Origin of the sequence: Pseudomonas sp. BN417 (assembly GCF_029871205.1) — a bacterium.
GTDB lineage: Bacteria > Pseudomonadota > Gammaproteobacteria > Pseudomonadales > Pseudomonadaceae > Metapseudomonas.
Genome location: NZ_SSOJ01000103.1, coordinates 1 through 11,784, shown reverse-complemented (window position 1 = coordinate 11,784; position 11,784 = coordinate 1). Strand labels below are relative to the sequence as shown.

The following is an 11,784-nucleotide window of genomic DNA, read 5'->3' as shown; positions in this document are numbered from 1 at the left end:
TTTTCACGGGGCCGGCCATCCGGCGATTGGAAAAGGGACTCGCCCGGGAGGGCGAAACAGAGACCTGAAGCCCGCTCGGCAATGAGCTGAACACCAGAACCTCAAGCCTCACTCACACCAGATTGCCAATCCGGTCTGAGCAAAATCTCCCCGGTAATCCGCGAAGAACCTTTTTTATGGGTGCTGCAAGGGAATTTGTAGGATGGGTGGAGCCTGCGATACCCATCAGGCTCTACATGGCAGCATGGGTATCGCTCCGCTCGCGGAACGCCGCCCGTCCCATCCTACAACTGCAAACCGGCGAGAAATCGCGGGCATGAAAAAGCCCGCACTAGGCGGGCTTCTTCGACAAGGGCCGGATCAATTACTTGATCTTGGCTTCCTTGTACATCACGTGCTTACGCACGACCGGATCGAATTTCTTGATTTCGATCTTGTCGGGAGTGGTGCGCTTGTTCTTGTCGGTGGTGTAGAAATGGCCGGTACCGGCGCTGGACACCAAACGGATCAGTTCACGCATGATTAGCTCCTTAAACCTTTTCGCCGCGAGCACGCAGCTCGCTCAGCACGACATCGATACCGCGCTTGTCGATAACGCGCATGCCCTTGGCGGAAACGCGCAGACGCACGAAGCGCTTCTCGGACTCGACCCAGAAGCGGTGATGCTGCAGGTTCGGCAGGAAACGACGACGGGTTTTGTTGTTTGCGTGGGAAACGTTGTTCCCGGTAACCGGACCCTTACCGGTTACTTGACAGACTCTCGACATGCCTCAGCCCTCTAAACCACATGCCCAACCCGGCATGGGTTGGCCGCTTGAACTCTCACTTTAATGGGCGCTGAAGCGCCCGTCTCGTCAGGGTCTTACCGGCCGCACAATGACTGCGAAAGACCGGGCCCCCAGAAAAGAGCGCTGCTTTATATCAGAAAGACCCTAGTGCAGCAAGGGCCGGAGCGTTTTACCCACAGGCCAGGCGGGGTCGAATCTGCGCCTGCGCCGCCACGGCAAGGCCGCGCGGAAGAAGCGACCGCTCGTCGCCAACCATGCATTGTCCGCCGACCAGCCTTCGTCTAGGGTAAGGCTTTTGGCCCGCCACGGGCCCGTCAGTCATCGCAAAGGAGTCTGCCATGCGTTTTGCCGCCCTTCCGCTGCTGTTCGCCCCGCTGCTCGCCCAGGCCGCTACCCTAAGCGTCTGCACCGAGGCCAGCCCCGAAGGCTTCGACGTGGTGCAGTACAACTCCCTGACCACCACCAACGCCTCGGCCGACGTGCTGATGAACCGCCTGGTGGAGTTCGATGCCCAGCGTGGGCAACTGGTGGCGGGCTTGGCCGAGCGCTGGGATGTCGCGCCCGACGGCCTCAGCTACAGCTTCCACCTGCGCAAGGGCGTGGCCTTCCACAGCACCGACTACTTCAAGCCGAGCCGGCCGCTGAACGCCGAAGACGTGGTCTTCAGCTTCCAGCGCATGCTCGACCCGGCCAACCCCTGGCACAAGGTGGCCCAGAGCGGCTTTCCCCACGCCCAGTCCATGCAGCTGCCGAGCCTGATCAAGAGCATCGACAGGGTCGACGACCAGCAGGTGCGCTTCACCCTGAACAAACCGGACGCCACCTTCCTCGCCACCCTCAGCATGGGTTTCGCTTCCATCTATTCCGCCGAGTACGCCGAGCAGTTGATGAAGGCCGGCACTCCGCAAAAGCTCAATGCCCAGCCCATCGGCACCGGCCCCTTCGTCTTCAAGCGCTTCCAGAAGGACGCCGCGGTACGCTACGCCGCCAACCCCGACTACTTCGCCGGCAAGCCGGGCGTGGACGGCCTGGTCTTCGCCATCACCCCCGACGCCAACGTGCGCCTGCAGAAGCTGCGCCGCGGCGAATGCCAGATAGCCCTGTCGCCCAAGCCCCTGGACGTGCAGTCCGCTGCCGGCGACAAGAATATCCGGACCATCCAGACCCCGGCCTTCATGACCGCCTTCGTCGGCATCAACAGCCAGCACGCGCCCCTGGACAAGCCTCAGGTGCGCCAGGCGATCAACCTTGCCTTTGACAAGGCCAGCTACCTGAAGGCGGTATTCGAGGGCAGCGCCAGCGCCGCCGACGGCCCCTACCCGCCGAACACCTGGAGCTACGCCAAACAGTTGCCGCCTTACCCGCACGACCCGCAGAAGGCCAAGGCGCTGCTCGCCGAGGCCGGCCTGAAGGACGGTTTCAAGACCACTATCTGGACCCGCCCCTCCGGCAGCCTGCTCAACCCCAACCCCAGCCTCGGCGCCCAGCTGCTGCAGGCCGACCTGGCCAAGGTGGGCATCCAGGCCGAAATCCGCGTGATCGAATGGGGCGAACTGATCCGTCGCGCCAAGGCCGGCGAGCACGACCTGCTGTTCATGGGCTGGGCTGGCGACAACGGAGACCCGGACAACTTCCTCACACCGCAGTTTTCCTGCGCCTCGGTGCAGTCCGGCCTCAACTTCGCGCGCTATTGCGACGCCGGGCTGGACAAGCTGATCAGCGACGGCAAGACGCACGCCGACCCGGCCGAGCGCACGGCGCTCTATGAAAAGGCCCAGCGGATCATTCGCGAACAGGCCCTCTGGCTGCCGCTCGCCCACCCGACCGCCTTCGCCTTGACCCGCGCCGAGGTAGCGGGCTACCAGGTCAGCCCCTTTGGCCGGCAGGATTTTTCCCGGGTGAAGCTGGACTAGACCCAGCCGCGCTCGGCCATCGACAGCGGCTCGCCGTCGCCGACGACGAAGTGGTCCAGCACCCGCACGTCGATCAGCGCCAACGCCTCCTTGAGGCGCAGGGTCAGCTGACGGTCGGCCTCGCTGGGTTCGGCAACGCCCGAAGGGTGGTTGTGACTGAAGATGATGGCCGCCGCATTGTGCGCCAGGGCACGCTTGACCACCTGGCGCGGATAGACGCTGGCACCGTCTATGGTGCCGTGGAAGAGCACCTCGAAGGCCAGCACCCGGTGCTTGGCGTCGAGGAACAGGCAGGCGAACTGCTCATGCCGGGAATGGCGCAGCTGCGCCTTGAGGTAGTCGCGCACCGCCTGCGGGCTTTCCAGCGCGGAGTCGCGGCGCAGCCGTTCGGCCAGGTGCCGCCGGGCCATCTCCAGCACCGCCTGCAACTGGGCGTACTTGGCCGGCCCCAGGCCGAGATGCTGGGTGAAGTCATGCAGCTCGGCCTCCAGCAGCGCACGCAGGCTGCCGAAGTCATCGAGCAGATGGCGGGCGAGGTCCACGGCGCTGCGCCCGGCAACGCCGGTACGGAGAAAAATGGCGAGGAGTTCGGCGTCGCTGAGGGCCGCCGCGCCCAGTTCGAGAAGCTTCTCCCGCGGGCGTTCTGCCGCAGGCCAATTACGGATGCTCATGACACCTCCATGGTTGAGCGGCGCCGCTGTTCCAGTACGGGCGCTGTGCTATCTTAACCCACCTTTTTTGCGCGGCGATCGGCCTGGGGAGGCGCCTTCGCCGTTGCGCATCGTCAACTTCCATGAAAGGCAGGCCTATGCAGCGGCTCTATCGGAAACGCATCCTCCTGGGCGTGGGCGGCGGCATTGCCGCCTACAAGAGCGCTGAACTGGTTCGCCGCCTACGCGACCAGGGCGCCGAGGTCCGCGTGGTGATGACCCAGGGCGGCCGTGAGTTCATCACCCCGCTGACCCTGCAGGCCCTCTCCGGACACCCCGTCCACCTCGACCTGCTCGACCCCGCCGCCGAAGCGGCCATGGGGCATATCGAGCTGGCCCGCTGGGCAGACCTGGTGCTGATTGCGCCAGCCACCGCCGACATCATGGCGCGCCTGGCCCAGGGCGTGGCGGACGACCTGCTGACCACGCTGGTGCTGGCCACCGACGCTCCCGTGGCCCTGGCCCCGGCGATGAACCAGGCCATGTGGCGCGACCCGGCCACCCAGACCAACCTGGAGCTCCTCGCCCAACGCGGCCTGCGCCTGTTCGGCCCGGCAGCCGGCAGCCAAGCCTGCGGCGACGTTGGCCTCGGCCGTATGCTGGAAGCCGAGGAACTGGCCCAGCGCGCCGCCGACTGCTTCGAGCACCGCGCCCTGACCGGCCGCCATGTGCTGATCACCGCCGGCCCGACCCAGGAAAACATCGACCCGGTGCGCTACATCACCAATCACAGCTCCGGGAAAATGGGCTTCGCCCTCGCCGAGGCCGCGGTGGAAGCCGGCGCCAAGGTGACCCTGATCACCGGCCCGGTGCACCTGCCCACTCCGGACCGGGTCAATCGCATCGATGTCGTCAGCGCCCGCGACATGCTCGCCGCCTGCGAAGCGGCGATGCCCTGCGACCTGCTGATCGCCGCCGCCGCGGTGGCCGACTACCGTCCGGAAGTGGTCGCGCAGCACAAGATGAAGAAGGACCCGACCAGCGGCGAAGGTCTGCTGCTGCAGCTGGTACGCAACCCCGATATCCTCGCGACCCTCGCCGGCCGGGCCGATCGCCCCTTCAGCGTGGGCTTCGCCGCCGAAACCGAAAACCTCCTCGAGTACGCCTCGCGCAAGCTCAAGGACAAGAATCTCGACCTGATAGTCGCCAATGACGTGGCCAACCCCAGCATCGGCTTCAACAGCGAGGAAAACGCCATCACCGTCATCGACCGCGACCTGGGTCAGAGCAGCTTCGCCCAGACCAGCAAGGGCAAGATCGCCCGCCAGCTGATCGCCTTCATCGCCGACCGCCTCAACCAGGCCTGAGACTCCATGCACTCACTGCAAGCCAAGATCCTCGATCCCCGCATCGGCAGCGAATTCCCGCTGCCGCAATACGCCACTCCGGGTTCCGCAGGCCTCGACCTGCGCGCCATGCTCAAGGAAGAAGTCATCCTCGAGCCGGGCCAGACCATCCTCATCCCCACCGGCCTGTCGATTCACATCGCCGACCCGGGCCTGGCTGCCCTGGTCCTGCCGCGTTCGGGCCTGGGCCACAAACATGGCGTGGTACTGGGGAACCTGGTGGGCCTGATCGATTCCGACTACCAGGGCGAACTGATGGTCTCCTGCTGGAACCGCGGCCAGACCGCCTTCCGCATCGCCATCGGCGAGCGCATCGCCCAGCTGATCCTGGTGCCCGTGGTCCAGGCGCACTTCGAGCTGGTCGAGGAGTTCCACGAAAGCCAGCGTGGCGCCGGCGGTTTCGGTCACACCGGCAGCCACTGAACGCCTAACATCAGGACGAACCGCCGAGGAGACGTTCAGTGAAACTCTTCAAGCGCAGCAGCAAGGACGCCGCCCCCAACAGCTCGCCCCGCCCGCCGGGTGAAGCCAGGGCCCGCGCCAAGGGTTCGGACGACCAGCTTCCCGGCGTGCTCGCCGCCCTGGGTGGCATAGCCGCCGCTGGCGCCCTGCTCTGGTTCGGCGTGATCCATCCCACTGAACAGGACCGGGTCGACCAGCTCAGCCAGGCCTGGAGCGGAAGCCAAGCGGCCACCCTGCGCCAGGCCATCGCCCAGTTGCGCGCGGACACCGCCGTCGCGGCCCACGATCCCAGCCTGATCGACGCCCTCAACAGCGGCGACGCCGTCCAGCTGAAGGCCGCCGAGCGTAGCCTGGGCTACCGCGACGGCGTGGTCGACGCGCACCTCAACCTGCCCGGCCAGGCGCAGCAGAACAGCCAGCGCGCAGCTCCGATGAACTATGCCGCCCTGGATCTGCTGCGCCGACTGGAAAACGGCCAGCAGCCCAGCCCCGAGGCCTACAGGGTGGGCCAGCGCTGGCTGGTCTACAGCGCTGCACCAGTGCGCCTGAACGATCAGGCCGCGCCCCAGGGCACGCTGCTGCTGGTGTTTGACCTCCAGCATCTGCTGCACAACCTGCCGCCCCTGCCGGCGGAGGTCGGCCGACTGCAGCTGACCCAGCAGTTCAGCAACGCCCCGGCCCAGATCCTGGCCCAGATCGGCCAGGCAGGCGACGCCGCGCCCCTTGCCCTGGACAGCGGCAATCCGAACTGGAAGCTCAGCTTCACCGCAGGCCCGGCCACCACCCGAGCGACCATCTCGCCCCTGCTGCTCGCACTGGCTGCCCTGCTCGCCCTGGGCGGCGCCGTGCTCGGCCTGAAGCTCAGCCAGGGCGCGCTGCAGCGCAAGCTGCGCGATGACGCTCGGCAGCTCAATCAAATGTTGCAAGAACTCTCGAACGGCGGGAGCGTCAAAGCCTTCAGTCTGCGCCTGCCGGCGCTGGACAGTCTGGCCCAGGCGCTTGCCCGCCAGCCCAGGCGCAAACCGGATCCGGCTCCGGACAAGGGACCGGCCCTGGCGGCCGCCAGCAGCCCCGCTGCACCGGCGCCCACCAAGCCGGCCGACCCACTTTTCCACGATACCGACATTCTCGATATCGACATCCTCGACGAAGACCAGGACCTCCTGGGATTGGAGCAAGCCCCCGCCATGACGAGCATCGAACAGATCGCCCCCAACCTGCCCGCCAGCATCTTCCGCGCGTACGACATCCGCGGCGTGGTCGGCGATACCCTCACCACCGAAACCGCCTACTGGGTAGGCCGCGCCATCGGCTCGGAAAGCCTGGCCCGCGGCGAACCCTGCGTCTCGGTCGGCCGCGATGGCCGCCTGTCCGGCCCCGAGCTGGTGCAGTCCCTGATCCAGGGCCTGGTGGATTGCGGCTGCCAGGTCAGCGACGTCGGCATGGTGCCGACCCCGGCGCTCTACTACGCGGCCAACGTCCTGGCCGGCAAGTCCGGCGTGATGCTCACCGGCAGCCACAACCCGCCGGATTACAACGGTTTCAAGATCATGGTCGCCGGCGAAACCCTGGCCAACGAGCAGATCACCGCCCTGCACACCCGCATCAAGAACAACGACCTGGCCGCCGGCGTCGGCAGCGTCGAAGCGGTAGAAATCCTGGATCGCTACTTCCAGGAAATCCGCGATGACATCGCCATGGCCAAGTCGATGAAGGTGGTTGTGGACTGCGGCAACGGCGTGGCCGGCGTGATCGCCCCGCAGCTGATCGAAGCCCTGGGTTGCACCGTGATCCCGCTCTACTGCGATGTCGACGGCACCTTCCCCAACCACCACCCGGACCCGGGCAAGCCCGAGAACCTGGAAGACCTGATCGCCAAGGTCAAGGAAGAGAACGCCGACCTGGGCCTGGCCTTCGACGGCGACGGCGACCGCGTCGGCGTGGTGACCAATACCGGCTCCATCATCTACCCCGACCGCCTGCTGATGCTGTTCGCCAAGGACGTGGTGTCGCGCAACCCGGGCGCGGACATCATCTTCGACGTCAAGTGCACCCGTCGCCTGACCTCCCTCATCAGCGGCTACGGCGGCCGTCCGGTGATGTGGAAAACCGGTCACTCGCTGATCAAGAAGAAGATGAAGGAAACCGGTGCGTTGCTGGCCGGCGAGATGAGCGGCCACATCTTCTTCAAGGAGCGCTGGTACGGCTTCGACGACGGCATCTACAGCGCCGCACGCCTGCTGGAAATCCTCAGCCAGGAAAAACGCGACGCCGAAACTGTGTTTTCGGACTTCCCCAAGGACGTCTCCACTCCGGAAATCAACATCACCGTCACCGACGAGAACAAGTTCCGCCTGATCGAGCGCCTGCAACGCGAGGCCAGCTGGGGCGAAGCCAACCTCACTACCCTCGATGGCGTGCGTGTCGATTATCCAAAGGGCTGGGGCCTGGTCCGCGCCTCCAACACGACTCCCGTGCTGGTGCTGCGCTTCGAGGCCGACACCGAGGAAGAACTGGAGCGCATCAAGCAGGTGTTCCGCAGCCAGCTCACCCTCATCGCCCCTGAACTCAATCTGCCGTTCTGATCCGTGTCACTGGAGCCCCGCATGACCCTCAGCCTCGACGCTGCTTCCCAAGTCGCCCAGGTCCTGTCCGAAGCGCTGCCCTATATCCGCCGCTTCGTCGGCAAGACCCTGGTGGTCAAGTACGGCGGCAACGCCATGGAAAGCGACGAGCTGAAGGCCAGCTTCGCCCGCGACGTGGTGCTGATGAAGGCCGTCGGCATCAATCCGGTGGTGGTGCACGGCGGCGGCCCGCAGATCGGTGACCTGCTCAAGCGCCTGTCCATCGAGAGCCACTTCGTCGACGGCATGCGCGTGACCGACGCGCAGACCATGGACGTGGTGGAGATGGTCCTGGGCGGCCAGGTGAACAAGGACATCGTCAACCTGATCAACCGCCACGGCGGCAGCGCCATCGGCCTGACCGGCAAGGACGCCGAGCTGATCCGCGCCAAGAAGCTCACCGTCACCCGCCAGACCCCGGAGATGACCCAGCCGGAAATCATCGACATCGGTCACGTGGGCGAGGTCGCCAGCGTCAACACCGACCTGCTGAACATGCTGGTCAAAGGCGACTTCATCCCGGTGATCGCGCCCATCGGCGTTGGCGTCAATGGTGAGTCCTACAACATCAATGCCGACCTGGTGGCCGGCAAGGTGGCCGAGGCGCTGAAGGCCGAGAAGCTGATGCTGCTGACCAATATCGCCGGCCTGATGGACAAGCAGGGCAAGGTGCTTACGGGCCTGTCCACCGAGCAGGTCAATGACCTGATCGCCGACGGCACCATCTACGGCGGCATGCTGCCGAAGATCCGCTGCGCGCTGGATGCGGTGCAGGGCGGCGTGAACGCCGCGCACATCATCGACGGCCGCGTGCCCCACGCGGTGCTGCTGGAGATCTTCACCGACACTGGCGTCGGCACGCTGATCACCAACCGCAAGCGTTCCTGAACCCGAGCGACACCCAGACAGGCCGGAGCGATCCGGCCTGTTCTTTTTCGAGGAACCCGGCATGGCCAACCTGCCCCGCGAAGATTTCAGCTTCTTCCATGGCCTGCGCGTGCGCTGGGCTGAGGTGGACCCGCAAGGCATCGTCTTCAACGGCAACTACCTGACCTATGCCGACGTCGCCATCACCGAATACTTCCGCGCCATGGACGTGGCCTATCCGGCCGACCTGCTCAAGGACGGCGGCGACTTCTTCGCGGTGAAGACCCTGCTGGAATACCTGGCGCCGGCGCGCTTCGACGACCCGCTGGAGATAGGCGTGCGCGTCAGCCGCCTGGGAGGCGCCAGCATGGCTTTCGAGCTGGGCATCTGGCGCGGCGAGCAGCAGCTCACGTCGGGCGAGGTGGTCTACGTGCACGCCGACGCCGCCAACCGCAAGAGCCTGCGGCTGCCGGACTGGCTGAGGGAACGGGTGCGCGGCTTCGAGCGGTGCGCGCCAGCGGACTGACGCTAGCGCGTGCCGCTGAGCAGTTTAGCCAGACGCGCGCGGTCGGCGGCGAAGCTGTTCTTCGCGGCCTCGCGGTCCCGCTCGTAGCGGGCGATGTCCTTGTCCAGGCGCTTCTGTTCTTCGCGCAGGTTATCGATCTGCGCCACCAGGTGGGCCGGGACTTCGCGTCCGGCCCGTTCGTTTTCGGCCGCCTGGCTCTGCAGGTTGGCCTGCTGGGTACGCAGCGACTGCTGGTTGCCGCGGGCGACGCCGATCAGGCCATCCAGCTCGGCCAGCTTGCGCTCAAGGGCGCGATCGACATCCTCGACACTGGTGTAGAGCCGCAGCAACTGGGCATCGGAACTGGCCCGAGCCTTTTCATCCAGCTGCCGCTGCATCTCCTCGCGGCTGGGCGCCGGCGGTATCACGCGGATGACCCGGCCCTGCTCGTTGAGCACCTCATAGCCCTTGCCGATGAACTCCGGCGGCACGCCCTGGCGATCCAGCACGGTCACACCCTTGTCGTCGACGTAGCGATACAACTCCACCGCCCCGGACAGCGCGGGCAGCAACAACCCCAGCAACACGCAATGGCGGAGTGCAGGCGGTTTCAGCATGAGGACTCCCAGCCCCGAATGGTCAGATACCGAAGTTGGCGCGATAGGCTTCCACGGCCGGCAGATGCTTCTTCAGCTCGGCATCGCCGGCCAGGTACTCCAGTACCTGCTCCAGGGACACGATGCTGACCACCGGCATGCCGAAGTCACGCTCTACTTCCTGTATAGCCGAGAGTTCGCCCTGGCCGCGCTCCTGGCGGTTCAAGGCGATGAGAACGCCGGCCGCCTGGGCATCCTGCGCCTGGATGATCTGCATCACTTCGCGGATGGCGGTACCGGCGGTGATCACGTCATCGATGATCATCACGCGACCAGCCAGCGGCGCGCCCACAAGGGTGCCGCCTTCGCCGTGGTCCTTGGCTTCCTTGCGGTTGAAGCACCACGGGGTGTCGATCTGATGATGCTCGGCCAGTGCCACGGCGGTGGCGGCGGCCAGCGGGATACCCTTGTAGGCCGGGCCGAACAGCACATCGAAAGGAATGCCGCTATCGACCACTGCAGCGGCATAGAATCGGCCGAGCTGGGCGAGGGCGAGGCCGCTGTTGAACAGGCCTGCATTGAAGAAATAGGGGCTGGTACGCCCGGACTTGAGAGTGAACTCACCGAAACGCAGTACTCCGCGCTCGATGGCAAAGCGAATGAAATCGCGTTGGTACGCCTGCATGAAAAGCCTCGGACGGCACGGATTTAGCTAAAAAGAAAGAGCTCGGGTATCATACACGCACGTGTTTTTGGGGGCCATTTATGCGGATCATCAGTGTGAACGTGAATGGTATTCAAGCCGCGGCCGAGCGAGGTCTCCTCAGCTGGCTGCAGGCGCAGAATGCCGACGTGATCTGCCTGCAAGATACCCGTGCCTCCGCCTTCGACCTGGACGACCCTGCCTTCCAACTGGATGGTTATTTCCTCTACGCCGGCGATGCCGAAGTGCCCACCCAAGGTGGTGTGGCGCTCTATTCGCGGTTGCAACCCAAGGCGGTGATCTGGGGACTCGGCTTCGAGTCCTGCGATCGATACGGACGCTACCTGCAGGCAGATTTCGACAAAGTGAGTATTGCCACCCTGCTGCTGCCTTCCGGGCAAGGCGGGGACGAGAACTTGAACCACAAGTTCAAGTTCATGGACGACCTCACCCATTATCTGAACAAGCAGCGCCGCAAGCGCCGCGAGTACATCTACTGCGGCTCGCTCTACGTCGCCCACCAGAAGCTGGACGTGAAGAACTGGCGCGACTGCCAGCAACTCCCCGGCTTCCTGGCGCCCGAGCGTGCCTGGATGGACGAGGTGTTCGGCAACATGGGCTACGTCGACGCGCTGCGTGAAGTCAGCCGCGAAGGCGACCAGTACAGCTGGTGGCCGGACAGCGAGCAGGCCGAGATGCTCAACCTCGGCTGGCGCTTCGACTACCAGGTGCTCACGCCGGGCTTGCGTCGCTTCGTGCGCAGCGCCCGCCTGCCGCGTCAGCCGCGCTTCTCCCAGCACGCGCCGCTGATCGTCGACTACGACTGGCTGCTGAGCGTCTGATCGAGGCAGAAAAAAGCCGGCTTTCGCGCCGGCTTTTTCTTTTGTCCCTCTGTTGACGCCCCTGCGGGACGTTAGGCGAATGAATTGGCTATGTCTGCGCTAGCTGTTGCTGCATCGAATAAGGCGCTCTAACACGGTATTTTCAGGCCTGCGCACCAGCCTGATACATCCCTCACCCCCGCCCGTCTCCCTGAAGAGGAGAGGGGGGACTCGCGCCGGACAGGACGCGGTAATCCTGACGCCTGGTCAGTGCCTGAACCTGTGCAGAAGAGGTGGGGCAGCGACTCTGCCCCGTCAGAAGGCCGAGCGGAAGCGTTGCGCAGGGGGACGAGCGGCATGGATGCCGCGAGAGGCGTGCGGGGCCAGGGATGGCCCCTCACGCCGGGCCCCCGGCGCAACGATGGAGCGAGGGAAGTTTGGCGAAGCCA

At 65.4% G+C, this 11,784-nt stretch carries 12 protein-coding genes; 7 read left to right on the top strand and 5 right to left on the bottom strand.

Annotation, left to right across the window (positions count from 1 at the left end; translation table 11 throughout):
- Positions 1-364: 364 nt before the first annotated feature.
- Together rpmG and rpmB are read right to left on the bottom strand one after the other, a co-directional pair.
- Positions 365-520, bottom strand: coding sequence for a 50S ribosomal protein L33 (rpmG, locus tag E8F11_RS12580; RefSeq protein ID WP_003464575.1), 156 nt, complete (start codon positions 518-520; stop codon positions 365-367).
- A 10-nt stretch (positions 521-530) separates the two neighbouring features.
- Complete coding sequence (gene rpmB / locus E8F11_RS12575; RefSeq protein ID WP_280289153.1) at positions 531-767, bottom strand: 50S ribosomal protein L28; 237 nt, start codon at positions 765-767, stop codon at positions 531-533.
- Between the two features lie 359 nt (positions 768-1,126).
- Between rpmB and E8F11_RS12570 the strand changes: the two genes are divergently transcribed.
- The gene (locus tag E8F11_RS12570) at positions 1,127-2,701 is read left to right on the top strand and encodes an ABC transporter substrate-binding protein (RefSeq protein ID WP_280289152.1); all 1,575 of its coding nucleotides are present in this window, start codon (positions 1,127-1,129) and stop codon (positions 2,699-2,701) included.
- Here E8F11_RS12570 and radC read toward each other — a convergent pair.
- Positions 2,698-3,372: a DNA repair protein RadC gene (radC, locus tag E8F11_RS12565; RefSeq protein WP_280289151.1), complete on the bottom strand. Its 675-nt coding sequence runs from the start codon at positions 3,370-3,372 to the stop codon at positions 2,698-2,700. The two genes, E8F11_RS12570 and radC, sit on opposite strands and share 4 nt — an antisense overlap.
- Before the next feature lie 137 nt (positions 3,373-3,509).
- On the opposite strand from radC, the gene coaBC reads away from it, so the two are divergent.
- The 5 genes from coaBC to E8F11_RS12540 all read left to right on the top strand — a co-directional run bounded on the left by coaBC (position 3,510) and on the right by E8F11_RS12540 (position 9,236).
- Positions 3,510-4,718: a bifunctional phosphopantothenoylcysteine decarboxylase/phosphopantothenate--cysteine ligase CoaBC gene (coaBC, locus tag E8F11_RS12560; RefSeq protein ID WP_280289155.1), complete on the top strand. Its 1,209-nt coding sequence runs from the start codon at positions 3,510-3,512 to the stop codon at positions 4,716-4,718.
- 6 nt (positions 4,719-4,724) lie between these two features.
- Positions 4,725-5,180, top strand: coding sequence for a dUTP diphosphatase (dut, locus tag E8F11_RS12555; RefSeq protein WP_280289150.1), 456 nt, complete (start codon positions 4,725-4,727; stop codon positions 5,178-5,180).
- Positions 5,181-6,406: 1,226 nt separating this feature from the next.
- Complete coding sequence (algC, locus tag E8F11_RS12550; protein WP_280289154.1) at positions 6,407-7,804, top strand: phosphomannomutase/phosphoglucomutase; 1,398 nt, start codon at positions 6,407-6,409, stop codon at positions 7,802-7,804.
- 21 nt (positions 7,805-7,825) lie between these two features.
- A complete protein-coding gene (argB, locus tag E8F11_RS12545) occupies positions 7,826-8,731 on the top strand; it encodes an acetylglutamate kinase (RefSeq protein WP_280289149.1) in 906 nt (301 codons plus the stop codon).
- A gap of 61 nt (positions 8,732-8,792) precedes the next feature.
- Positions 8,793-9,236, top strand: coding sequence for a thioesterase family protein (locus E8F11_RS12540; RefSeq protein ID WP_280289148.1), 444 nt, complete (start codon positions 8,793-8,795; stop codon positions 9,234-9,236).
- Positions 9,237-9,238: 2 nt separating this feature from the next.
- On the opposite strand, the gene E8F11_RS12535 is transcribed toward E8F11_RS12540, so the two are convergent.
- Together E8F11_RS12535 and pyrE are read right to left on the bottom strand one after the other, a co-directional pair.
- On the bottom strand, positions 9,239-9,832 hold the full coding sequence (locus tag E8F11_RS12535) for a DUF4124 domain-containing protein (RefSeq protein ID WP_280289147.1): 594 nt from the start codon (positions 9,830-9,832) through the stop codon (positions 9,239-9,241).
- Between the two features lie 22 nt (positions 9,833-9,854).
- Positions 9,855-10,496 (bottom strand): orotate phosphoribosyltransferase, encoded by a 642-nt coding sequence (gene pyrE, locus E8F11_RS12530; protein ID WP_280289146.1) that lies wholly within the window; start codon positions 10,494-10,496, stop codon positions 9,855-9,857.
- 80 nt (positions 10,497-10,576) lie between these two features.
- Between pyrE and E8F11_RS12525 the strand changes: the two genes are divergently transcribed.
- A complete protein-coding gene (locus E8F11_RS12525; protein WP_280289145.1) occupies positions 10,577-11,356 on the top strand; it encodes an exodeoxyribonuclease III in 780 nt (259 codons plus the stop codon).
- The last annotated feature ends 428 nt before the right edge of the window (positions 11,357-11,784 follow it).